The 23,291-nt window shown below is 49.8% G+C and carries 26 protein-coding genes and 1 riboswitch; of the genes, 14 read left to right on the top strand and 12 right to left on the bottom strand.

Annotated elements, in window-relative coordinates:
• Positions 1 to 1,007: 1,007 nt before the first annotated feature.
• The 8 genes from ACTZWV_RS16090 to ACTZWV_RS16055 all read left to right on the top strand — a co-directional run bounded on the left by ACTZWV_RS16090 (position 1,008) and on the right by ACTZWV_RS16055 (position 5,396).
• Positions 1,008 to 1,271 (top strand): hypothetical protein, encoded by a 264-nt coding sequence (locus ACTZWV_RS16090; protein WP_444787517.1) that lies wholly within the window; start codon positions 1,008 to 1,010, stop codon positions 1,269 to 1,271.
• Between the two features lie 108 nt (positions 1,272 to 1,379).
• On the top strand, positions 1,380 to 1,739 hold the full coding sequence (locus ACTZWV_RS16085; protein WP_444787516.1) for a transposase: 360 nt from the start codon (positions 1,380 to 1,382) through the stop codon (positions 1,737 to 1,739).
• Complete coding sequence (locus ACTZWV_RS16080; RefSeq protein WP_444787515.1) at positions 1,691 to 2,578, top strand: IS3 family transposase; 888 nt, start codon at positions 1,691 to 1,693, stop codon at positions 2,576 to 2,578. The genes ACTZWV_RS16085 and ACTZWV_RS16080 overlap by 49 nt, the downstream gene beginning before the upstream one ends.
• A 523-nt stretch (positions 2,579 to 3,101) precedes the next feature.
• On the top strand, positions 3,102 to 3,539 hold the full coding sequence (locus ACTZWV_RS16075; RefSeq protein ID WP_444787514.1) for a hypothetical protein: 438 nt from the start codon (positions 3,102 to 3,104) through the stop codon (positions 3,537 to 3,539).
• Between the two features lie 62 nt (positions 3,540 to 3,601).
• On the top strand, positions 3,602 to 4,114 hold the full coding sequence (locus ACTZWV_RS16070; RefSeq protein WP_444787513.1) for a GNAT family N-acetyltransferase: 513 nt from the start codon (positions 3,602 to 3,604) through the stop codon (positions 4,112 to 4,114).
• Positions 4,095 to 4,358, top strand: a complete 264-nt coding sequence (locus tag ACTZWV_RS16065) for a hypothetical protein (RefSeq protein WP_444787512.1) — start codon at positions 4,095 to 4,097, stop codon at positions 4,356 to 4,358. Before ACTZWV_RS16070 ends, ACTZWV_RS16065 begins: the two co-directional genes overlap by 20 nt.
• Before the next feature lie 248 nt (positions 4,359 to 4,606).
• Positions 4,607 to 4,987, top strand: a complete 381-nt coding sequence (locus ACTZWV_RS16060) for a hypothetical protein (RefSeq protein ID WP_444787511.1) — start codon at positions 4,607 to 4,609, stop codon at positions 4,985 to 4,987.
• A gap of 127 nt (positions 4,988 to 5,114) precedes the next feature.
• Positions 5,115 to 5,396 (top strand): hypothetical protein, encoded by a 282-nt coding sequence (locus ACTZWV_RS16055; protein WP_444787510.1) that lies wholly within the window; start codon positions 5,115 to 5,117, stop codon positions 5,394 to 5,396.
• Between the two features lie 37 nt (positions 5,397 to 5,433).
• Here the strand turns inward: ACTZWV_RS16055 and ACTZWV_RS16050 are convergent, their stop codons facing one another.
• The 9 genes from ACTZWV_RS16050 to ACTZWV_RS16010 all read right to left on the bottom strand — a co-directional run bounded on the left by ACTZWV_RS16050 (position 5,434) and on the right by ACTZWV_RS16010 (position 16,173).
• Entirely contained in the window at positions 5,434 to 6,438 is a 1,005-nt protein-coding gene (locus tag ACTZWV_RS16050; RefSeq protein WP_444787509.1) for an ArsA family ATPase, read from the bottom strand.
• A complete protein-coding gene (locus ACTZWV_RS16045; RefSeq protein ID WP_305554664.1) occupies positions 6,429 to 6,701 on the bottom strand; it encodes a cory-CC-star protein in 273 nt (90 codons plus the stop codon). Before ACTZWV_RS16045 ends, ACTZWV_RS16050 begins: the two co-directional genes overlap by 10 nt.
• Positions 6,698 to 8,383: a carbon starvation CstA family protein gene (locus tag ACTZWV_RS16040; RefSeq protein WP_444787508.1), complete on the bottom strand. Its 1,686-nt coding sequence runs from the start codon at positions 8,381 to 8,383 to the stop codon at positions 6,698 to 6,700. Before ACTZWV_RS16040 ends, ACTZWV_RS16045 begins: the two co-directional genes overlap by 4 nt.
• 79 nt (positions 8,384 to 8,462) lie before the next feature.
• Positions 8,463 to 10,355 (bottom strand): tetratricopeptide repeat-containing diguanylate cyclase, encoded by a 1,893-nt coding sequence (locus ACTZWV_RS16035; RefSeq protein ID WP_444787507.1) that lies wholly within the window; start codon positions 10,353 to 10,355, stop codon positions 8,463 to 8,465.
• Positions 10,356 to 10,428: 73 nt separating this feature from the next.
• Complete coding sequence (locus ACTZWV_RS16030; RefSeq protein WP_305554673.1) at positions 10,429 to 10,782, bottom strand: YdbL family probable chaperone protein; 354 nt, start codon at positions 10,780 to 10,782, stop codon at positions 10,429 to 10,431.
• 10 nt (positions 10,783 to 10,792) lie between these two features.
• Positions 10,793 to 10,981: a YnbE family lipoprotein gene (locus ACTZWV_RS16025; protein ID WP_444787506.1), complete on the bottom strand. Its 189-nt coding sequence runs from the start codon at positions 10,979 to 10,981 to the stop codon at positions 10,793 to 10,795.
• Positions 10,978 to 13,554 (bottom strand): intermembrane phospholipid transport protein YdbH family protein, encoded by a 2,577-nt coding sequence (locus ACTZWV_RS16020; protein WP_444787505.1) that lies wholly within the window; start codon positions 13,552 to 13,554, stop codon positions 10,978 to 10,980. Before ACTZWV_RS16020 ends, ACTZWV_RS16025 begins: the two co-directional genes overlap by 4 nt.
• 188 nt (positions 13,555 to 13,742) lie before the next feature.
• Positions 13,743 to 15,446, bottom strand: a complete 1,704-nt coding sequence (locus ACTZWV_RS16015; RefSeq protein ID WP_444787504.1) for a M28 family metallopeptidase — start codon at positions 15,444 to 15,446, stop codon at positions 13,743 to 13,745.
• 121 nt (positions 15,447 to 15,567) lie between these two features.
• A complete protein-coding gene (locus ACTZWV_RS16010) occupies positions 15,568 to 16,173 on the bottom strand; it encodes a hypothetical protein (RefSeq protein ID WP_444787503.1) in 606 nt (201 codons plus the stop codon).
• Positions 16,174 to 16,268: 95 nt separating this feature from the next.
• Here ACTZWV_RS16010 and ACTZWV_RS16005 point away from each other — a divergent pair, with 95 nt between their 5' ends.
• Together ACTZWV_RS16005 and lysC are read left to right on the top strand one after the other, a co-directional pair.
• Positions 16,269 to 16,538, top strand: coding sequence for a DUF3081 family protein (locus ACTZWV_RS16005; RefSeq protein WP_444787502.1), 270 nt, complete (start codon positions 16,269 to 16,271; stop codon positions 16,536 to 16,538).
• 176 nt (positions 16,539 to 16,714) lie between these two features.
• Positions 16,715 to 16,887, top strand: a riboswitch (Lysine riboswitch).
• A 90-nt stretch (positions 16,888 to 16,977) separates the two neighbouring features.
• A complete protein-coding gene (gene lysC / locus ACTZWV_RS16000) occupies positions 16,978 to 18,330 on the top strand; it encodes a lysine-sensitive aspartokinase 3 (protein ID WP_444787501.1) in 1,353 nt (450 codons plus the stop codon).
• A 49-nt stretch (positions 18,331 to 18,379) separates the two neighbouring features.
• Here lysC and queC read toward each other — a convergent pair whose 3' ends face one another.
• On the bottom strand, positions 18,380 to 19,036 hold the full coding sequence (gene queC, locus ACTZWV_RS15995; protein ID WP_444787500.1) for a 7-cyano-7-deazaguanine synthase QueC: 657 nt from the start codon (positions 19,034 to 19,036) through the stop codon (positions 18,380 to 18,382).
• A gap of 113 nt (positions 19,037 to 19,149) precedes the next feature.
• On the opposite strand from queC, the gene queE reads away from it, so the two are divergent.
• Together queE and ACTZWV_RS15985 are read left to right on the top strand one after the other, a co-directional pair.
• Positions 19,150 to 19,815 carry a 7-carboxy-7-deazaguanine synthase QueE gene (queE, locus tag ACTZWV_RS15990; RefSeq protein WP_444787499.1) on the top strand — a complete coding sequence of 222 codons (666 nt, stop codon included), beginning with the start codon at positions 19,150 to 19,152 and terminating at the stop codon, positions 19,813 to 19,815.
• Positions 19,815 to 20,225, top strand: coding sequence for a hypothetical protein (locus ACTZWV_RS15985; protein WP_444787498.1), 411 nt, complete (start codon positions 19,815 to 19,817; stop codon positions 20,223 to 20,225). Before queE ends, ACTZWV_RS15985 begins: the two co-directional genes overlap by 1 nt.
• On the opposite strand, the gene ACTZWV_RS15980 is transcribed toward ACTZWV_RS15985, so the two are convergent.
• Positions 20,216 to 20,794 (bottom strand): LON peptidase substrate-binding domain-containing protein, encoded by a 579-nt coding sequence (locus ACTZWV_RS15980; RefSeq protein WP_444787497.1) that lies wholly within the window; start codon positions 20,792 to 20,794, stop codon positions 20,216 to 20,218. The genes ACTZWV_RS15985 and ACTZWV_RS15980 overlap by 10 nt on opposite strands.
• Positions 20,795 to 20,870: 76 nt before the next feature.
• Between ACTZWV_RS15980 and ACTZWV_RS15975 the strand changes: the two genes are divergently transcribed.
• Positions 20,871 to 22,070 (top strand): DNA recombination protein RmuC, encoded by a 1,200-nt coding sequence (locus ACTZWV_RS15975; protein ID WP_444787496.1) that lies wholly within the window; start codon positions 20,871 to 20,873, stop codon positions 22,068 to 22,070.
• A gap of 34 nt (positions 22,071 to 22,104) precedes the next feature.
• Positions 22,105 to 22,866, top strand: coding sequence for a substrate-binding periplasmic protein (locus ACTZWV_RS15970; protein ID WP_444787495.1), 762 nt, complete (start codon positions 22,105 to 22,107; stop codon positions 22,864 to 22,866).
• Between the two features lie 4 nt (positions 22,867 to 22,870).
• Here ACTZWV_RS15970 and ACTZWV_RS15965 read toward each other — a convergent pair whose 3' ends face one another.
• The gene (locus ACTZWV_RS15965; protein ID WP_444787494.1) at positions 22,871 to 23,290 is read right to left on the bottom strand and encodes a DUF2069 domain-containing protein; all 420 of its coding nucleotides are present in this window, start codon (positions 23,288 to 23,290) and stop codon (positions 22,871 to 22,873) included.
• Between the last annotated feature and the right edge of the window lies 1 nt (position 23,291).

The following is a 23,291-nucleotide window of genomic DNA, read 5'->3' as shown; positions in this document are numbered from 1 at the left end:
TGGATTTTTTTTATTATTACTTCTAACAATTTGGTCCACTAATGAATATGGCGCAATTGGCTTATTTGTTAGCTTGTGTATATGGTTTTGCTTTGACTTAACTTATGCGGCCATCGTGCCTTTGGAGCAAGTTTAATGTCGCATATAACAAGGCGCATCACTCGCGCCCTTCGGTCGCTGGGATGCCTACCGCTGCGCGGTCGTCACCCGTGTGCTTTGCGTTAGCTCTTAGGAGTGAAATTGAACTACATATTTTTTATTAGTTTTGCTGTCGTCTTGATTTTAGTGATAAGCGCCGTATCCAAAGCCGAAGAATTGAAAAATGAAATTATGTATGAGGGCAGTACAATGAGCCTGTACTATTTAGTTCAAAATTCACTTCTGCTTCATAACGATTTTCCAATAAACTTAAAAAGTGTTTATGCAAAAAAACTTTACGGTAACTGTATAAACCGGATAAAACTGGGTGTAGTGATAATCGTCATCAACACTTTGCTTGTGCTCATCTTTGAATAATAGAGCTAACAAGCGCCTTAAACATCGCGGCCTGCGGCCGCTGGACTCGCAACAAGTTGCTCGCCGTTTAGGCGGGCGTTAAGTTTGTATGGACGAAAAGTTCTCCGTAAAAGATGTTCTATTATGTCTGTCATTTTTTTTTGCGGCATATTTGTTATTTGAATATTTTTACTTCGGCGGTGTAAGAAGTAATGAGATCGAAGGACGGATAAAATTTGTAAAGCAACACAACTTTGTTAAGTCGAATTACGTGCTAATAGCGGACGTTGAACTTGATAATGGTAGTATTATTAAGGCTTCTCTAGAAAATTGCTCCCGTTCTATTCGAGGTAGTACGATGAAAGTTGTAGAGTTCAGGCCTTGGCCTTTACTACATAAAAATTACAAAATTATTTGCGATGAAAAAACTTAACAATCGCCATCAAAAACGCGCCCTTTGGGCGCTCGACTCGCAACAAGTTGCTCGCGTTTGTGGCGGGCGTTATGTGTGAATGAGTATGGAAGAGAAATACGGAGCAATTTGGCCTGCCTCTTTGGCGGATGATTCTGCAAACTTAGTTTATGAAAGATACTTGCCCGAACAGGATAAAGTTCATCTCATATTTAAGCGCGCAGATGGTCTCTATCTACCATATTCACTGGTTAAATCGAAACAAGATCATCAATGGCGGCTTCCGTTTTGGGGAGGAGAAAATGATAAAGTGCTTATTCCTTCTTTAGAGGCAGCCCAAGAATATTTGGCGGCTTATGTTTAATTCTACACATAACAAGGCGCATCACTCGCAGCCTTCGGCTGCTGGGACGTCAAACGATATTTCCCCCAATAAAGTAGACGCCTATCACAACGATAAGGTAGGCGAAAAATGGCTAAGATACTCAGTGATCAGAGGGTTGTAGAATATAGCGTTGAGTTTAAGTTAAAGGTTATCGCTTTAACTGAACAACTCAGCGTTACTGCGGTGCAGATAGCAGAGGCTTTAGGGTTACACCCGATAATGGTTTATCGCTGGCGACAAGAGTACCGGGAGGGTAGATTTGTTGCCCAACCTACGAGAAGGATCAGCATGACAAAAGAGCCAGCGGATAAGCCTGTTGATGAGAAAGAAAAGTCGGAACTTAAACGCTTACGCAAAGAGTTGGCGGAGCTGAAGAAGGAGAACGACTTTCTAAAAAAGTGGGACAGGTATCTGAAGGAACAAAAGCAGCCCGATTCGGATTCATAACCGAGCATGGTGATGCATTTGGGATCAGATACCTGTGTGCCCGATTAAATGTCTCTGTAGCAGGATTCTACCGGTGGCAGAATCGTGAGGAAGCTGAACGAACGATAGCGAATCGTAGGTTGGCTGAGCGGATCCAGGTGCTATTTTGTGAGCACGATGGTAATTACGGCAGCCCTCGGATCCATGCGGCGTTGCGACGAGAAGGTGAAACGGTCAATCGCAAGCGCGTAGAAAGATTAATGCGTGATATGAGTTTGGTAGGAAAGGTGAGCAGGCTATATCGGCGTAAGCCCTTGCCAGTAAACCCATGTATTACTGTCGGCAACCAAAAACGGCAAGAGCCAGCGCCAGTAGCAGCGAATGAGCAATGGGCTGGAGATGTGACCTATCTGAAGGTAAATGGCCAATGGTCGTATCTTGCGGTGATTATTGATTTGTATTCACGAAGCATAGTGGGTTGGGAACTTAGCCAAACCCGAACAGCAGATTTAACGGTGTCAGCGTTGAAAAAAGCGCTGATGCATCGCGAGGTCAAGCCAGGCTTGTTATTCCACAGTGACCGGGGCACGGAATACGGCGCTTATCTTTTCCAAGATGAGCTAGCCAGAGCTGGAATTAGACCGAGTATGAACCGACCCAAGCATATGACGGATAATGCACACGTGGAATCGTTCTTTAAGACCATGAAAACAGAGACATTCCACGGTATAGTGTTTGAGTCAGTTACACAGCTGAGAATGACCTTAGCTTGGTATATTGATAGTTATTACAATACGAGTCGGCTCCATTCGTCATTAGGGTTTAATACGCCCGATGAATATGAAAGTAAGGCAGCATGAAATTGAAATCTAAAAGCGTCTACTTTTTAGGGGGAAGTTTCCGGGACGGGCTAAAGCCGCCCCTTAACCAAACGTTATAAGCCCCAACCTGGAGGTTCATCAGATTGCTAAAGAAGCCGTGCCCTTGGTGTAATAAGATGATTTCAAATTGGAATGTGGGCAACAGGCCGAGGACCACTAAGCCTAAGTGGTATGGCCTTACGAGAAACCTGCAAGTTTGCCCGTACTGCTGCAACGGAGTGAAACTCGGCGGCAAAGCCATGTACGGTTTGCTAGCTTTCTTGCCGGTGCTTCTGTTGCTCCCTTTAGAACTCGTTATTGGCACAGAAATTATTGATACAACAAGGTTCAAATGGCTGTTCCTTGTAATGGCAGTAGGCGGCTTTTTGATTGCTATGGTCTTCTCATATTTTGAGAAAGACCATGACTTATAACAATACGCAGCAGTTCGCGCCTACCGGCGCCGGACGACCTTGCGGCCGTCGCTGTGCTCGGCGTTATATGACAAGTCAGGTTCGCTAGTATGCCGATAAGTAGTGAGTATTTTCGAGATGTTGTCCTGCGTGAGTTTAAATTTCTTGAAAAGGAGTTTGATCTAAAAAGTACTCCGTGTGGGCCAAAAGATGAACAATTTACGGTTTGCTACATAGGCGATACGATACAAGTTATTGTGGAAGGGATAAGTTGGGGCGAGAACGCCCGCGTTGCTATAGGTAGTTGCATTGGTTTTGAAAATTACGATCTCTATGATTTAGTAAAAGCCAAAACAGGCGAATACCCGGAATTTGAAAGCGTCATTACTCTTGATCAAATAGCTCAATTGCCGCAGTTAGCAATCTTGCTAAAAGAGCATGCTAAGCCTGTGTTAAGTGGCGATTTTTCGATATTCCAAGCAATATCTGAGATTGTGCACGCAAGAGCAAAAAGCTTCGATGATGGAGTAGAGCATTTTGTCATATAACAATTGCCATCAAAAACGCGCCGTTTAGGCGGGCGTTATACACAAATAGTTAGGGTTCGAGGATGCCAATCAAGCCAATAGATGACACGAGTTGGTCAGGAATAGCACAGGTTCAAGCTGAAGCTTACTCTCAGGTTGAGCCTGAAAACTTGGATGTTTTGAAAAGTAAATGGTTGCGGTCACCAGAGAGTTGCTTCGTGTATGAAAAAGCGGGCAAAGTTGTCGGGTACCTGTTGGCACATTCATGGAATAGTGAAACACCTCCAAAGCTCTTTCAAGCATTGCCCGTTGGTACAGGGGGGGCGATAATTTTCTTACATGATCTGGCTATTTTACGGGAGGTTTCGGGTGAGGGAATTGGCGGGAAGATGGTGGTACATTTGCTCCAGATAGCTAAAGAACAAGGTTTTCAGCAGATTCGGCTGGTTTCAGTACAAGATTCTCTGGGGTTTTGGCAAAAGCAGGGGTTCTCGCCCATAAAGCATCAAGAAATCTGCTCTAGTTACGGTGAAGATGCACAGCTTATGAGTCAGAGAGTTATTGACGCGGATAGATATGCTATGGCTGACAACTGAAGACTTCGCCTATCCAAGAGATCCTTTTTGGTATTTCTTAGGGCTATTAAGTTTTAATGTGGTAACCATAGCCGCAGTTGTGGTTTTGGGTATTTATCTCATTCGAAGCCCAGAGCTGGCTTTAAAGATTCTGCTGCCTTTATCGGTTTTATCAGTGCTATCAGGTGGCTTTTTTGGCTTACTGTTAGTTGTGGCAGTTTTTGTAGTAATTTACTACCAGCGGTGTAAAGCTGGTGAAATTTAACAAGGCCAGTCAGCAACGTCCACTACGTGGGCGGACCTCAAACCCGCTGCGCAGCTCGTTGCTCGTGTGCTTATGCCCGGGAGCGTATGAAACAGTTACTTGAGCTTATAAAAAATGAATTTTGCGATAGCGATGGTTAGTTTCGCATCGTTAGCGCAGACTGGACTGCTGATGACTTGCGGCTGGATGTATCTGTCTGCTTGTGCGAAGAAAAAGAAATTCAGCTATGGGAGATTTCATGTGAGTCTGTGTTTGAGGAGAAATTGTCTTCGGATTACCCGGAGATATTGACGCTAAATTCAGATCACCTGCTTCTTCTAAAATGCAGGGATCCTGAAGTAGATGTGGCATTTTCCCGCAATTCAATATGTTCAGATGAATTATTCGGTATTGTAGCCACAAGCTGTTTCAAATACCCGGGCGAGCAGCCATTAACCAACTGGATTAATCAGCAGGCATCAAGCCAGGGTATCTGTTCTTCAAAATACGGCATTCTTGGCAGATTCCCTCTGTCGGTTGCAAATGAAATAACCCGCCAGCTTGAAGGTAAGGATATCTCTGTGAATCTATTAGAGCCACGCTCACCAAAGTACCGGGATGGTGTGCAACAGAAGCGTAAGCATCAATGAAATACGTGGTTGCACTTTTAAGCATGAGCTGATTTGGTCTGGATTTATGCATTAGTCGAAGGCCCATAGATCCGCAAAACGCTGCTTTGTCGCAAGCGTAAACCCACAATAAATGTCAGGAACGACAATGAATGTAGATAAAGCGAAAAAACGTATCGCAAAACAGCTGACAAAGGGCTTTGCTGGCTACCCGCATCTTACTTTAGCTTACTTTGGTAAAACGGCAGATTGCGCTACGGAAGTGGTGGTGACCTTTGTATCTGCAGAAGGGGCAGCGGCGCAGCAGCAGAGTTTTTCCGCCCAGACGGATGTACGCCAGGATGAAACGATTCAGTCGGTGTTGGTTAAAATTATTGACCGCGCAGGTGCGGCCACGGTAACAGAAGTTGGCGGTGTGGCGGTAAAATAATGCCCGCAAAGCGCAGTACAACTAAAACCTGAGCCGGTTATAAACCGGCTTGTTCCAGCAAGGTTGCCATATGCTGCAGAGCGTTAAGCCCCTGAATATCGGTGGCTTGCAGCGGCACTTTATAACGCGGTAGTTTGGCAAAATCCTGCTCTATCTGAGCTAAATGCACTTTTTCCTGCGTACGGCGAGCAGCGAGAAAATCGCCGTCAGCGTTGTCGGGCAAAATACGGTTAACTACCAGCCCGGCCAAAGGCAGCTTTTCCTGCTGTAAGCTTTGCACGGCGCGGCCGGTTTCCAGAATCGGCAATTTCTCCGGTGTTAACACAAACAGCAGGGCAGTGCGGCTGCTGTCAGTTAATACCTCACGGGTGCGCTGTAATAAGCGCTGGCGCGCCAATAAGGTTTCGGTAATGGCTTTATTGCGCGCATCCATGCCGGCGGTAGCATGTTGATTAGGGTCGGCCAGCGGGTTATCGATATCGCGCCCGGCTTTGGGGGTTAAATGGCCCAGCACGTCACCGAGTTTTTCTGAGCGTTTATTTGCATTAAGCAGGCCCTGAGTCCAGGCTGCCATGGCTTCCGGCAGACTGAGCAACCGCAGCGTATGGCCGGTGGGGGCTGTGTCGAAAATCACGATATCGTAATCTTTCAGCCCAAGTTCAATGACATTAGCGATGCGCTCCAGCATGGCCGCTTCCTGGGCGCCCGGTGATTGCCGGGTTAAACGCATCTGGCGTTCAATTTCGCTGAACATTTCCGGCCTGGTAAAGCGCTTTAACTGTGCCGTAACTTTGGCCAGGTGCTGTTCTACTTCACGGTCCGGGTCCAGCTCTAAGCCATCTACATCCGGCGCCAGCCGGGTAATGCTATCGCCGATATCACGGTCGAAGGCGTCCGCCAGGCTGTGCGCCGGGTCGGTGGATACCAGCAGTACTTTTTTGCCGCGGCTGCCGGCGAGCAAAGCCAGTGCGGAGGAGGTGGTGGTTTTACCCACGCCGCCTTTACCGCCAATCAGCAGCACGCGTTTATCGGTTAACAGCATTTAACATTGTCCAGTGGCGAATGCTCCATGCCCATGCGGATATGCCAGTCATGGAAGCGTTCCATTAATAAGGGTTGTAACTCAAGGGTGTAGTAACTGGCGGGGTTGGGTACGCCCATCATCTCGGAAAAAATGAGCAGCATGAATAAATCATCCTGCTCACGTTTGGCACGCGCTATCGCACTGCGATAGGGCGCGTTATAGGCTTCTTCAGCGTAAAAGCTGGCCTGGCGAAACCAGGCCTTAAACTTGTCTAAACTCATGCTTCTTCAGCGGTAGGGTTAGCTTTATTGGCTTTAAGTTGTTTGTTTAATGCCGAGCTGCACTCCAGCGATACCAGTATTGCCGCTACCAGTACAACTAAGTCCATAGTAAACAGGAACCAGTCGCCTTTGTCGTAGAAGCTCTTCAGCTGAATTAACAAGCCAAGCGTTGTCATGATCAGCAGGAAGATTAACGGCGCCAGCGTATACCACATTGGCCGGCGCAGTTTTACCAGCATTACGGTGATGACTAACAGAGTTAAACCGGCCAGCAACTGGTTAGTAGTGCCAAACAGTGGCCAAATTAACATACCGCCTGAGCCATCACCACCGGCACCAAAGGCCAGCAGTAAACAGGAACCTACCGCTAACAAGGTGGCCGGTGCGGCTTTTTGCATCCAGCCAATATTATAAATACTGCCCCATTCCTGGAAGATATAACGCTGCAGCCGTAAGCCGGTATCCATAGTAGTACCGGCAAACAGCACAACCATGACCGTTAACAGGGTTTGTGCCAGTACAGTATCTAAACCGACACCAGCTTGCAGAATATTGGCACCGCCGTTGATAAAGGCTGATACACCGCCTTTACCAAAGCTGCTGTAAATCGCCTGCCAATCGGCCAGCGTAGCAAAACCGGCAGTGGCGGCAATAATGGCGGCTAAGGCTAATGAACCTTCGCCGACGGCGCCAAAGTAACCGACAAAACGCACATCCGGCTCTTTATCCAATTGCTTGGAGGTGGTACCGCTGGACACTAAACCGTGGAAACCGGAGATGGCACCGCAGGCAATGGTAACAAACAGCAGCGGAATAAGTGACGGTGTACCCTCGGGTACGTCATTATTAAATGCCGGTGCTACCACATCCGGACCGGAGATCAGCACAGCGCCATACAACAGAATTAAGCCGATAAACAGCTGAATACCGTTAATATAATCGCGTGGTTGTAACAGCATCCACACCGGTAACAGTGAGGCGATAGCCGCATAGACAAACAGTAAGATAATCCAGCTTTGGTTATCGCTTAGCGGGCCAACCATTTCCGGCAGCGCCAGTGGCAGCATAGGGCCGATGTAAATCATGCCGTACAGTGCAACTACACCGACAATGGTGACTAACAGCAGGCTCATATTTTTACGGTAAATCAGTTGGCCGATAATCAGCGCCACCACTATAGCGCCCCACACCGGCACAGTAGCGCTGGGGAAACTAATCAGTTGGTTTGAGATAACCACGGCAAACACCGCGTTTACCATTAACAGCACAAGGAAAATAACAATCATAAAGATGCTGCGGGCACGGTTACCAACGATATCGCCGGTTAAAGCACCGATAGATTTGGCTTTATTGCGGCTGCTGGCCCAGATAGCACCGGCATCATGTACGCCGGCGAAGAAAATAGTACCGAATACCACCCATAGAAATGCCGGCACCCAACCCCAGATCACAGCGATAGCAGGGCCGATAATAGGCGCCGCACCGGCAACAGAAGTAAAGTGGTGGCCCCAGAGGATGTATTTGTTAGTAGGTACATAGTCGACACCGTCCTGCATTTCATGTGCGGGGGTGCGAAAGTTTGGGTCAACTTTAAAGATTTTTTCGCAGATAAATTTAGAGTAGACAAAATAGCCCAGTGCCATAGCACCAAGCCCCATCAACATCAAAAAAATGGCATTCATCAGAGGCCTCTGTAAGGTGTTGTTATAGTTAGGGTAACGGTAGGGTAAGCATAGTACAAAAAAATGCTGTGTCGGGCCATTAGACTAAAGTCGTGGCCGGGTCAGCCACCACCTTGTTGCGACCGTCTGCCTTGGCTTGATATAAGGCATCGTCGGCGCGGGCCAGACTGATATTTAATGTCTCGTCCGGTTGATATTGCGTTACGCCGATGCTGCAGGTGATTTTCAGCGGCTGCGGGCTGTCAGCGAAGCGGATGGCGGCAATGGCCTGACGCAAACGTTCGGCAATGGCCAGCGCTTGCTCTGCGGCGGTATCAGGCAGCACGATTAAAAATTCTTCACCGCCGGTGCGGCCAAAGTGATCTTGCTGGCGCAGCATGGCTGATACGGTCATACACATTTGTTGCAGCACGGTGTCGCCGACATCATGGCCAAAACGGTCGTTTACCTGTTTAAAGTGGTCCAGGTCCAGAATAAGAAAGCTCAACGGCTCAGTGGTATCAATAGCTTTTACCCGCTGTTGCTCTGCTTGCATCATAATGCGGCGCCGGTTAGCGATATTGGTCAGCTCGTCGGTCATGGCAAGACGGTGCAGCCGGCGGTTACGCCGTTTTAATGATAAGGCAAAACTGAACAGAATAAGTAATAACAGCACGATCAGTGACAAAGCGGCATATTGCCAGCGCTGTGCCAATTGTAAGGTGCTGACATGTTGCTCAACTAACTTTTTCTCTGCGGCTAACTGATTATGCCGCTCCTGCTGCCGGGCGGAATCAAACTGAAAACGCAGTATATTGCTTTGTTGCTCTTTGGCCAGTTGCTGTTGCTCTTTATTCAGTGCGATATAACGCGCCAATAAAGCATGAGCCTGTTGGTAATTGCCGGCAGCAGCCTCGGCCGGAGCTCTGGCGGCATACAGCATCAGCATATAACGCGGGTTGTTTTCTGCGCTAAGGTGGTGCTGTGCTTCGTCAAAACTGGCCAGTGCTGCTTGTGTACGGTTTAGCGCGCTAAGGGTTTCACCGTGATACATCGCCAGTAAGCCTTTGTAGCTGGTCAGGGTAGATAAGTCGGGTGCTTTAAGGCTGGCCAGCTCGGTTTTGGCTTCTGCGGCCAAGGTTAAGGCTTTAGGGTATTGCTGCAACAGGTTGTGGATCCACACCAGGTTCACCTTAGTGTAGCTGCGCCACAGGGGCTCTTTTATTTGCTGGTACACCTGCATCGATTGTTGAAATAATTCCAGTGCTTGTTCGTAACGGCCCAGTTCTGCAAGAGAATAGGCTTTTTCGTGCATGATTAAAGCATGACGGAACTGCTCTTCCGGCGCGGTAAATTCCTGCTCGGCCTGCTCGATATAATTCAGTGCATCCTGATGTAACCCCATACGGCGGTAGGTAGCGGCAATCGACAGTACTAAATCGCTGAGGTAAGGCTTATAGCCCAGGCCACGTTGCAGCTGATAGGCAGTAACATAGTGCTCCATCGCATCGGCATAGTTGCCCCGATATGAGGCTATGTCGCCAAGCAGCGCCAGGCTGATAGCAATGCTCAGTGGGTTTTCACTGTTTTTGGCGGCGTCGTGGGCTTTTTGCGCACTGTGCTCAGCTCGGTTGCTGTCGCCGGACTGGCTGAATAAATAATAACGGCAGGTGTAATAATCGGCTAATGCGGCCGGGTCGTTACGTGCTTTCGCTTGTTGTATCTTAACGTCACTATAGGCGATGCCGGCGGCAGGGTCGCCGGCATAAGCCAGCTGGCAGCGTAAACGGTCCAGCCGGTGTTGCCTTTCAGTATCATCCGGCGGCAGCGCCGCTTCAAGCTCAGCCAAAGCGGCTTTGTAGTCGGCAATGCTGAAAAAGTAACGCTGGCCACTTTCAATTTGCTGTACCAGTTGATCAAACTGTTGCGGCTGTGCATGTAAGGCACAGCTTAGCAACAACAAAGTGCTGAATATGATTTTATTCAAAGACATAAATTAACCACTGAGCAAGACAATATCAGCATAGCCGATACTATGCCGCGCAGATGGATTTTATTTACTTCACTCAGCGTTTTTGCACCCAGTTACCATCCAGCAGAATAAAATGGCCGGAGCTGGTGCGCTCTAATGCCTTTTTACCGGCCATTGCCTCTACATCGGCCACGGCAATATTATTTTGCTGTGCCAGCCTGGCATATTCGGCGCGGCGTGCATCGTTAATTAATTTAACGATATCGGCAGCATTACTACTGTTTTGCACCACACCCAGGTAACCGTTGGCTTGCTCGCCTACCAACCCCTGAGCTTTGGCCTGGCCCAGTGCCGCCATGGCTTGTTGTAAGTTCATCGCCAATACCGGCAGGCTTAACGCAAACAGGGCCGGTAACAGTAGCATTTTGATGTTTTTAATCAGTTTCATTATGTGCTCCTCAGAATAAACCACTGTCATCGCTGAATAATTCGTCCAGCTGTTTATCGACCTTGATATAAATTTCATGCTGAATTTTTACATTCAGATTAATGTTTATCGGTTCGGCCGGCATAGCCACCTGCACCTTGGGCGTGCAAGCCGCCAGTAACAGGGCCAGCGCTGCGGCCGCGCTTAGTTGTTGCATCATGGTTGTGCTCCATTGGCGTTGTTAGCGCCTTGCTGTTGTAACCGTTGTTGGACTCGTTGCTTTATTTTGTCACTGATTTGGCTGCTAAGTTGCAAGCTGGTGATAAGCGCCGGAATATCTTCTTCCAGATTAATGTTCAGATTAATAGCACGGCCGGCTTCCAGCGCCGGATTTCTGCCTTGCAGGTTAAGCGCCAGCACTAACTTACCGTTGGTATCATAGCTGACATTGCTGGAGAGCACCGAGTAATGAAAATCGTCCAGTGCTTCGAGCACCACCTTCATGCCCTGATTGCTTGCTGCCATACTTTGCGCGGCAGGCGGGCGGTATTGCAGCTTACCGCCCGGGCTCTCGGCGGCAATATTACCGTCTGTTACACTGGCCCCGCTGCGGCCAAGCAGCAACGGAATAGTGCCGGAAATGCGGCCATTGCCGGTTAGATCTGTTGTCGGATGTTGTTGCAGCAATTGGCTGATATCGATTTGCTGCAGCTCAATTTGTAGCTGTTGTTCGGCCAGCGCCAAATCCAACAACTGTGGTTGCATAACGACCTGACCGCCCATCGCTTGCAGCTGTAGCTGTTGAATATCCAGTTTACCGCTGCTTAGCGCAGCGCTGTTTGCCTGGTACTGCGCACTGAGTACCAGGGGGCCGGCGGTAATGCCATGCTGAATTTCAGCCAGGCTGGCCCTGGTCGTATCCAATTGCAGCTTATCGTCCAGGTACTGCAGCTGCAGTGTTGCAGTTAAGTCTTTAAACAGGCTGCGATCATAAATACCACTGACGCCGGACAGGCTCAGCTTTGCCTGTGCGCTAAGTGCAGGTAACAGTGTGAGCTCGCCTGATGCTGCAAGGCGGCCGCGGTTAAACTCCAGTAACGCCGGCCAGGCGGTTAGTGTCGCCAAAAGGGGGTTGCCGGCCAGCAAAAACATATCGTCTAACTGCCAGTTAAGCCGGGTGCGCTCAGGCGTATAGTGCAGCTGATGAGCAAGGCCAAGGCTGGCGCTGTTGCTGAGCTTGCCGTCTATATTCAGTGCCGTTGCCGTGCCGCTCAGCTTACCTTGCCACTGCCAGCTAAGCGGCTTTAGCTGCGCATGCCTCAACTCTGCCAGACTCACGCCAAGCTCAGCTTGCAGTTTAACGTTGCTGAAGCTACTGTCGCCGCTAACGCGGCCGGACGGGGTAACAAGGCGTATATCACGCGCTTGCACATCGGCAGTTTTCAGCTGTGCTAACTGTGACTCAGTGCTTAGCAGGTCCAGTTGCCAGTGATCTGCCAGCCAGTAAGCGTTAAAACGGCTGTTCAGCGTTAGCGTATCTATTGTTGTGCCGGTGGCAGGGCTCAGCTGTTGCTGTGTTAACGCCAGGGTGGCATTTTGCACGGTGGCGCTAAAAGGTGGTGTCAGGTTAAGCGTGGCATCGGCATTGAACGTTAGTGCTGTATCTCCCAGGCTGGTGAGGCTGACACTGAGCGGCAGAGCGGTAAGTTGTGGCTGGCTTTGGCCATCGGCCGTTATATTGATTTGCAGCAGCTCAGCACCCAGGCCATATTGCTGTGCCTGTTGCGGTAGCTGCGGTTGGTGCAGGGCTAACCGGGTATCAAGCTGATAACGGCTTAGCTCACCCTGGTCCAGCCCAAGCTCTGCGTTTACTGTACCCTGTAATTGACCGATACCCGGCAGGGTTAACGGTGAGGGCAGGTTGGCGCTAAGCTGCCAGTTACCGCTGGCTTGCGCCGTCATCGCGGCTAAATCTGTGGTTGCCGGTAACTGCAATTGCCAGTTGCTCTGTACCGACACTGGTGCACTAAATTGCGCTAAGGCTTGATCTGTAACCCGCGCCGGTATGGCGACTTGCCACAGCTGCAGTTGCTGTAATAACCAGGGCGAGGGGGGCGCAATATCCAGCGTCAGCTCGCCGCTGGCATTAATACCATCCTGTGCGCTTAATTGCTGGCGTAGTTGTAACTGTGTGCTGTTATCCAGATTAAGCCTGGCGTTAAGCAGTGGCAGTTGTTGTACCGTGCGGTAATCGCCGTTGAGGGTTAAACGCGCTGTATCCGGGCTGTTGCTGTCGGCCACTGTAAACTGATACTGCAGTTGTTGCGCGGTATTACTCAGTGCTGCCGATACCAGATAACTGCAGCGGTTTTCACCACACGGCAGTTGCAGGCTAAGGTCGCTAATGTCTGTTTGCTCAGGGAAAGCGTCGGGCAGTTGCCAGTTTTCCGGTAAACGCAGGGGGCTTGCTGTGGCAGGAGCGCTATTGGGCGTAGCTGCAGGCCAATGTGACAAACTGATATCGCCGCTGCCAAGTTGTATCCGGGTTAGTTTGCTATTCAGCCACTGCCAGCTCAGGCTAACATTGTTAAGCTGCACCTGCATGGCCGGGGAGTCGAGGCCAAAACTGACACTGCCAAACTCTATCTGGCGCAGGCCGAGGCTGTTGATCTGATACTGCAGGTTGTGCAGCGGCAGGGCGGCCAGGCTTTTTTGCAGGTACCACCAAGCGGCTGCTGTTAACAGCAGCAACAGTGTTAAGCCTGTAAGCAGCGTTTTGAGCCACCAGCGCATAGGTGATCCTTTAGGTTGTTAAGCTGACACTAAACCGAACGTACTGAATAGATAATGAATATACCATGTTGCTGCCCTGTGTGTGGCAGCGACATAAAAAAGGGCAGCCTGAGCTGCCCTGATATTATCCGATACTATTTTGCTCAGCACTCAGCACTCAGCACTCAGCACTTAGCACTTAGCATAAGTTACTCTTTACGCGCTTCTGCCGACGCATCGCGCAGCGCACGGAACTCGTTACCATCGTTCCAATTTGGCCAGCTGCGGCTGTTCGCCAGCTCGTTACCTACCTGATAAAACAGGAATAAGTCTTGTTGAGCACCGCGTAGATCCCAATCATCGTTCCACTCGTCGCCTACTTTGTGGTAGCAGCACTTATTGTATTCGGCGCGTTGCGCCTTGCCCCATTCAGCGCCTTTTTCAAAGTGATCGTTACCGCCTTTAGCGTACAGAATAGGTACGCCTTTTTTCGACAGGTTAAAGTGATCTGAGCGATAGGCAATACCGGCTTCCGGGTTGTGCTCGCGCACCGCATAACGGCCTTGCTGTTTGGTGTATTTTATTAAGATATCCTCGGCATTGTTATTACCCAGGCCAACAATCACCATATCTTTCATCGGGCCGTACACGTTCATCACGTCCATATTAATACCAACCACGGTTTTCTCCAGCGGGAATACCGGGTTGGCCGCATACCAGGCCGAGCCTAATAAACCGCGCTCTTCCGCCGTTACCGCTACAAATACCACAGAGCGCTCCGGTTTTGCCTGCTGCGTAAAATACTCGGCCAGCGCCAGTAAGCCACCGGTGCCTGAGGCATTATCCTGGGCGCCGTTAAATACTTTGTTTGTTGGATTGGAAAAATCCATACCCAAATGATCCCAGTGCGCCATATACAGCACATATTCGTCTGGGTACTTGCTGCCTTCGATATAACCCACCACGTTGCTGGAGGTCAGCTCGCGCAGGTTGTTTTTTACGCTGACAGAGGCGGTGGCATTAAGCTGCACCGGGGCAAAGTCTTTTTGCAGTGCCTTTTTATGCATAGTGGCTAAATCGGTGCCAATATTGGCAAACAGTTTTTCGGCCGACTCTGTGGTGACCCAACCCTCGACTTTAGCGCGGTCCATGTTTTTGTTTTCGTTGATTAAATCAAACTTAATCGGTGAGCCATGGGCTACCACACCCCAGCCGTAACTGGCGGCATCGGTTTCATGGATAACCAGCGCCATCGCCGCACCCTGACGGGCGGCTTCTTCATATTTGTAGGTCCAGCGGCCGTAGTAGGTCATGGCATTGCCGTTAAACAGCGCCGGGTCTTGCGTAGCAAAGCCAGGGTCGTTAACAAACATCACCACGGTTTTGCCTTTAACGTCCAGGCCTTCGTAGTCGTTCCAGTCATATTCCGGTGCCACTATGCCGTAACCGACAAACACCATTTCGCTATCGGTTACTTCAACCTGTTCTGTCACTTGGGTGGTCCAGGCAGTCATATCGTCACGGTAGTTAAACTGTGCCGGTAATGTATCGCCTTTTAAGCTCATGGCTGATACCTGTACCGGGTCAATTTGCACCAGTGATACCGGTTGCTTGTAGCTGTCGCCGTCTATCGGTTTTAAGCCTATACGGCGAAAGTTGTCTTCTAAAAAGGCTACGGTTAACTCTTCGCCTTTAGTTGCCGGGGCGCGGCCCTGAAACTCATCTGAAGCCAGGGTCTTAATATAGTCGCCTAAACGTGGATTGATTTCGGTTAGTTTTAATTCGCTTTGTGCTGCAGCGCTTTGTGGTGCTTCTGTAGTTTTAACGTCGGCCGGTTGCTCAGAGCAAGCGCTAAGCAGGGCGCCTGTAGCCAATGCGCCGGCCAGTAGCGTAAACCTGGAAAGGGTAATCATAGTCACTCCGTGGTTTTTATCGTTATATGTCGCTGTAGTCTCAGCGTTCGTTGTTAAAAGCCATCTATTTTAACGCAAGTAAAAAGCAGCGACCAGTAGAGTGGTCGCGGCTTAACTGCGATTAGTCTTTATAGCCCCACGGCGTGGGCGGCAGTGCTACCGGTTTGGTTAAATCGAAATCGACGCGGAATTCGCGACCGTCGCGCACCAAACGATAGGTAAATTTTTGCGGATAAATATACATTTGCCAGGTATTGCCGTTAGATTGCGGAATGCCGTGGCTGACAAACAGCTCTTTCGAGTATTGATCGGCCGGAAAACTTTGTACTGTTGGCCAGCCGGCATCCAAGGTGTGGCCGCCGTACATGGTAGAGACATCATGGCTGCCGTCTTTATTGCGGTGATCATGTTTTAAACTCAGGCCGGATCCGGTTTTAGTGATAATCCAGGTGCGGGAGTGGTTGTCACCAACATGGAACGGGATCTGCAGTTGGTTGTCAGTACATTTACGTACGTGCATCACCAGACGACCTTCAAAGCCGTCGGTTTTTGGGTTGTCCATTACTACTTTGCCCTCAAAGGCTTTACCGCAGTGCGCGCGCAGGTTATCAAAGTAGGCATCCTGGCTGGCGATCGATACCAGCGGCGCGTCCTGAACAATATTTGCAGTGGCAGAGGCAGCAGAAAATGTCAGGGCAACAGCGGTGGTAAATAACGTCTTGTGCATATATTTCTCCTTATAAGACGGCCGGACTATAACCTTTGCGCGTATTAGCTGCAAACCGGTGTTACCCTTAAACGAACAACGACAGGAGCTAAGCAATGCAAAACGAACTGGATGGCAAATTCCTACTCAGTGTATTTGGCAAAGTAGAACAACATGGCAGCGCTATTAATAACGAGCTGGGCGCCGGTTTTGAGCTGGACGGCATTACGGTGAATTCCGGTTTTGATGGTTATGAAGTGTATTTTAGCAATGGCAAGGTGCAGTTAACCCTGGGGTTTCATAATAAATGGCACAGCGATGCTGCTAATGCAGCTGATATGGATGCCTTTGTGGCGCAGCTTAAAAAAATTAACCTGAACTACTGATTTATTTCACGCCTGCTAAGGATTTGTTCAGCTTAAACCGCTACCATAGCGCTCAAATATAAGCGCTGGCAGACGCGACAGCGGGCTATAATTAACTGAATATGTTTTAGACGGCTAAAAGGCTATTGCCTGAATGGCAAAAACAGGATAAGGTGTCGCCCGTCAATCATATCTGATAGACCAGAAGAGGTGCGTTAGCCAGGTAGTTCCGGACAGATGTCTATACATCGTAGCCTGAACGAGGGGGACTAGCGCCGAGGGAGATGCAGTTATAGAGCTGCTTGTCCCGGTCGTTAAGGCTGAATCCTTACGACTGTCACCTGAGTTCCGGTGGAGAGCTTCTGGCCTTTGTTAATTACAGAAGCGATCTGTGCCATTCTCGTTTTGCTGTTAGCAAATGCCATGCTCTGCTTATTATGTTTTATAAGGAGAGGCACCCTTGTCCAAACTTATTGTTGCAAAATTCGGCGGCACCAGTGTCGCAGACTTCGATGCGATGTCACGCTGCGCCGACATTATCCTGGCTGAACCGGCCATTCGCTTAGTGGTGGTTAGCGCCAGTTCCGGCGTCACCAACCTGCTGGTCGATATCACCAAACATACCGATGTAACAGAACGTTATGCCTGCTATCAGGGCATTGAGCGTATTACGTTGGCCGTGCTAAATCGCTTACAACAATCTGACGCGGTAGCCGCTGATATTGATCAGTTGTTATCGGCATTAAAACAGCTGATAGAGCAAAGTGGCGCGGTATACAGCGCTGCGCATAAAGATGAGATTCAGTCCTTTGGTGAGCGCTTAAGCTCAGTGCTGTTTGCTCAGGTGCTGCGTGAGCGTGGCGCAGCCGGTTTATGCTTTGATGCCAGACGCGTGCTGCGTACCGACAGCCGCTTTGGTAAAGGCGAGCCGCAAATCAGCCAAATTAGCGAGCTATGCGCGGTACAATTACAACCGCTACTGGCCGATAACGTGGTAGTTACCCAAGGCTTTATCGGTGCAGATGAGGTAGGCCAAACCACTACCCTGGGCCGTGGCGGCTCAGATTACAGTGCAGCGCTGTTAGCTGAGGCGTTACATGCTGCTGTAGTGCAAATCTGGACCGATGTAGTGGGCATTTTTACCACCGATCCACGCTTAACAGAGCAGGCGCGCTGCATTAAAGAAATCAGCTTTGATGAAGCGGCCGAAATGGCCACCTTTGGTGCCAAGGTGCTGCATCCGGCGACGTTAATACCGGCGATGCGGCGTAATATCGGTGTTTTTGTCGGCTCCAGCCGCGAGCCACAGGCTGGTGGTACCTGGATTGCAAAAGAGGTAAAAGAGCGCCCGCCGTATCGCGCTATTGCGCTGCGCAAATCCCAAACGTTAATTACGGTAAAAAGCCCGGCCATGTTGCACGCCGCCGGTTTTTTAACCCGGGTGTTTGATATTTTAAGCCGGCACCAGATCTCGGTGGATTTAGTCACCACTTCAGAGATCAGCGTGGCGTTAACGCTGGATGAAGGCGGCATGACCAGCGCCTTTAGCGCTTCGGTAGAGCCGGCGCTGACGGAACTGCGCAGTTTTTGTGAAGTGTCGGTAGAGCAGGGCTTAAGCCTGATAGCGGTTATCGGCAACCATTTACACAGTAGCAAAGGTATTACCGGTGATTTATTCAATACGCTGGAGCGCATTAATATGCGGCTGATTTGCCATGGTGCGTCCAAACATAACCTGTGCTTTTTGGTGCAGGACGCGGACGCGCCGGCGGTAGTTAAACAGCTGCACCAGAGCTTGTTTAGCGTAGCATAAAACAATAAAAAAGCCCTGATTTATCAGGGCTTTTTTATATGGACAGTTGTTATTCGTAAGGTAGCGGGTCGGTGGTGTTGTTCAGCGTAAAGGCTTCAAGGCGCTCCTGACAGGAACCGCATTTACCACAGGCTTTTTCGCGGCCGTTGTAGCAAGTCCAGGTTTTGCTGTAGTCCAGCCCCATGGCCAGACCATCTGCGAGAATTTCTATTTTAGTTTGCGCCAGGTACGGGCTGATAATATCTACCGGCTCGTAGTTAGCTATCTGGCAAACATCATGCATTTTTTGCACAAATTCCGGCCGGCAATCCGGGTAAATAAAGTGATCGCCGGAATGCGCGCCGTAATACACCTGATTGGCGCCAATAGATACCGCATAGCCCACCGCCAAAGATAATAAAATCATATTGCGGTTAGGCACCACGGTCGATTTCATATTGTCGGCGGCATAATGGCCTTCCGGGATGTCGATATCATCGGTTAACGACGAGCCGGCTAAAAGCTGGTTAATAGCGGAGATATCAACAATTTTATGCTTGATGTCCAGCTCCTGACACACCTGTGCCGCGCATTGCAGCTCTTTTACATGGCGCTGACCATAATTAAACGACAAGGCATACACATCATGGCCGGCCTGCACCGCTTTGTGTAATACGGTGAAGGAATCCATCCCACCGGAATAAATCACCACAACTTTGTTCGGCATAGCAGGCTCTCTCTTGTATAATACAGCTCAAATTTTGCGACTTTACCCGCCAAGCCTGGCGGGGGCGCGCATTGTACAGTAATTCAGCCGCAGGCTAAAGGGCAAAGCACAGAGTGTATAAAGTTAACGAGGTTTTTGAAACCATCCAGGGCGAGGGCAGTTTTACAGGTGCCGCAGCTATTTTTATCCGCTTACAGGGCTGCCCGGTGGGTTGCAGCTGGTGTGATACTAAACATACCTGGCAAGTGAAAGACGAACTGCACCAGCCACTGGGTGATATCGTCATTAAAACCGCAGAGACTGAGCACTGGGCCGGTGTTAGTGCCGAACAGTTGTTGGCGCTGTTTGCCAAACAAGGCTACCAGGCCAAACATGTGGTGATCACCGGCGGTGAGCCCTGTATGTATGATTTAAATCCGTTATGCGATGCGTTGCACAGTAAGGGCTACAGCACGCAAATTGAAACCAGCGGCACCTTTGAGATTAAAGCGCCGGCGCAAACCTGGGTAACGGTATCGCCGAAGGTGAATATGGCCGGCGGCTACAAGGTGCTGCAAAGTGCACTGGACCGTGCTAATGAAATTAAGCATCCGGTAGCGATGCAAAAACACATTGATGAGCTGTTGCAGTTATTGCAACACACTGATGTTAAAGCTAAGCTGATTTACCTGCAGCCGATAAGCCAGCAGCGCCGGGCCACAGAACTGGCCATTGCGATGTGCAAACAACATAACTGGCGCTTAAGTGTGCAGGTACATAAATATTTAGGGATCAGCTGATGCAAACCGTCGAGCATTTTTTTCAAACCTATGCCAAAGCCTATATAAACTCTGAGCTGGATACACTAGGGCAGCTGATTTCGTTACCCAGCCTGTTGCTGGCCAGCGAAAGTAAAACCCTGCTGACCGATATAGACAGTTTACACCGCCATGTGCTGGGGCAGGTGGCCAAGTATCGTGCCCTGGGCGTGGTCACGGCTGATTTTGTGTTGCAGCATCAGTTGCGTTTGTCTGACCAATTGCAGTTTGTCAGCCTGTATTGGCGCTTTTATGACGACAACAACAAGGTGATGTTTACCTGTCATACTTCTTATACGCTGCAAGCCTGGCAAGGCAGTTGGCAGGTGGTGTCTATTATTACCGATGACGAGCAGGCCGCTTATGACCGTGTGGTAAAATCTCAGGCTTGATGCGACATCCAGGCCTGTAAGCTGTCAAGACAGGGGGCGGGGCTGTCTTCCAATGCCAGGCGCTGTTTCAGTGCCGGTTGCATGGGCAGCAGTTCCAACCAGCGTGAAGCCAGCCAGGCGGCGTCAGTGTATTTCGGGCTGGGATAAAGTTGTTGTAGCGCCGGTTGTTGCTGCAGCAGTTTTTGTAATTGCTGCATCAGCGGTTGATAACCGGCATCAAGTTGCAGCGCCGGCCAGTTATCCAGCGGCTGTACCTTGGCCACATGCAGCTGATCAGCTTCTTGCCAGCGCTGGGCTATCTGTACTTTTTCTATGCCGGCGATGGTAATGCCAAGCAAACCATCATCAAGCTGTTCAAAATCTTCAATGCACACCCGTGTCGCCAGTGGCAAAATGCGATCCGGATGCTGCTGGCTGACATAAGGGTTAATTTGTGCCAGGGCAAAATCGCGCTTGCCGGCGCTGGCTTCGCTGACCAGGCGCACATAGCGGGGCTCGAAGATCCGTAAGCGCATACGGCCCTCAGGTAAGATAAAACTGTTTAACGGAAATAACGCCAGTTGTTTCATAGTACTGCTGATAAAGTTGTATAGTGCCAGGTTATACGCAAAGCAACCGGCAATGGTTTGCCGGTACAGAGGTTTTATGTCGACACAACACTTTATTTATTTGCTCACGGCTTTGCTAAGCCTGAACCTGATTTTACTGTTAGTGCAATTATTGCGTCGCGCACCCGGCGCAGGGCTGGCAGAGCAACTGGCACAACATAAGCTGGAGCTGGTGCAGCAACAGGGACGGTTTCAGCAACAGTTGCTTGAGCAGTTGCATCTGCAGCGCCAGCAGTTACAGCAACAGCAGCAAGAGCATGTACTACAGGTACTGCAGAAAATTACCGATACGCAGCAAGCTGCCAGGTTTGAACTGAGCAAAAACCTGCAACAGCAAGCCATTATGTTGGCAGAGCAGGTGAAGCAGCTAACGCAGAGCATTGATCAGCGCTTAAAAGACATTGCCGGCCAGGTAGAGCGGCGCTTAAGTGAAGGCTTTGAAAAAACGAATCAAACCTTCACCGATATCGTTAAGCGGCTGGCATTGATTGACGATGCACAAAAGAAAATTACCGAGCTGTCCACCAACGTTGTCAGCCTGCAGGAAGTGTTGGCTGATAAACGCTCGCGCGGCGCTTTTGGCGAAGTGCAGTTAACGGCGCTTATTCGTAATGTCATGCCGGAGCAGCACTTTTCTTTGCAACATACCCTGAGTAACGGTCGTATTGCCGATTGCATGTTGTTTTTGCCCAAACCCAGTGGCGATATTGCTATTGACGCCAAGTTTCCGCTGGAGAGCTATAAAAAGATGACCGAGCCGCAGTATAGTGCTGAAGAGCGTAAGCAGGCGCAGCGTCAGTTTAAGCTCGATATTAAAAAGCATATCAATGATATTGCCGACAAATACATTATTGCCAACGAAACCGCCGACGGTGCCATTATGTTTTTACCGGCCGAGGCGATTTTTGCCGAGCTGCATGCTTATCACGCCGATATTGTCGAAGAAGCCTACCGCCGGCGGGTATGGCTAACCTCGCCGACCACCTTAATGGCCGTGCTTACCACGGCGCGCAGCGTACTGAAAGATGATGCCACACGGCGGCAAATTCACCTTATTCAGGAGCATCTGATTAAACTGGCTGAGGATTTTGATCGCTTTCGTGGCCGCTTTGATAATCTGGCTAAACATATCGATCAGGCTGCCACAGATGTGAAGCAGATCCATACCTCAGCACATAAAATCAGTAGCAGGTTCAGCCAGATAGAAAAAGTGGAATGGCTCGAAGAAAGCGACTAGGCTGATATGAATGCAGCCACCACCTGGCAACGATATGAGGAACTTGATGCGGGAATTGTGCCTGATATTGCTGTGTTTGGCTGCGCTGCAGGTTGCCGGTAGTACTGCCCCCGTCCGTGCTGTTGTCAGTGACTCCAATACACCGCCTTATGCTATTTTTAATGCCGACAAGGTGTTGCAGGCCGGCTTAAGTAAAGACATTATCGATGAGCTGGGGCGGCAGCTAAACCGGCCGGTGCAGTATCTGAATTTACCCCGTGCCCGTATTGAGCCCTGGCTATTACAGGGCGAAGCTGAAATAGCCTGTTTTTTAAATCCGGACTGGGTATCACAGCCGGAGCAGCTATTATGGACCGATGCGCTGTTTAACACACAACAGTTGCTGGTGCGACTGCGCCAGGCAGAGCCGGTTGCTGCGGTGCAGCATTTGGCCGGTAAACGGGTAGGTACCAGCCGTGGTTTTACCTATCCGGAGCTGGAGCAGGTGTTTCGCTCCGGTGATGTAATACGGGATGATGCCCATTCATTGGAAAGCAATTTACTCAGGTTAAAACAAGGCCGGCTGGATGTGGTGATGACAGTAGATTTGTCATACCACTTCTATGTAAACACAACGGGAGATCACAGTTTTGCAGCCGATCCGCTGTGGTCTGCTCCGCCGGCCGTGTATTGCGGTTTAAGCCGGCATGACGCAGCCGGTGCGCAGCAGCTGAATACCACCCTGAGCCGGATGGTGCAAAGTGGTTTTATTCAGCGTCGGCTGACGTTTTACACCGGCCGGATTGTTCCGGACTAATGCATTAACGGCGCGGATCATCTTTAAGTTTGGGGATTTTTAAGCCCAGTTCCTGACCGCGGTAGCGGGCATAGTAAGTGCAACCGATAAACATCATGCTGGCCAGCAGCAACTCCAAAACTGCCAAAAATTGCTGCATACCGGTGCTGACCCACAAATTGGTCAGGCTGTGCAAAAAGTAAATCATCACAATAAAGTTAGCCCAGGCCAATGTATAGGCGTGGCCTTTTAGCATACCGTACAGCGGAAACCACAAGGGTAACCACAGCACGGCTAACAAGGTATAAGCACTGCCCAATTGTGGCGGTGCCAGCCATAAGATCCACAGTGGTTGCAGCAACCACAAACCGAAAAAGCCCAACCGGCCCAGTAACAGATAGCGGGCGGTTTTGGCTGACATTGCAATAGTACTGCTGTGTTGCATC

It is taken from the genome of Rheinheimera sp. NSM, assembly GCF_052380015.1.
Lineage (GTDB): Bacteria > Pseudomonadota > Gammaproteobacteria > Enterobacterales > Alteromonadaceae > Alishewanella.
Note: the sequence above shows the minus strand (reverse complement) of the source record. Positions and strands in the feature narration are given on the sequence as shown.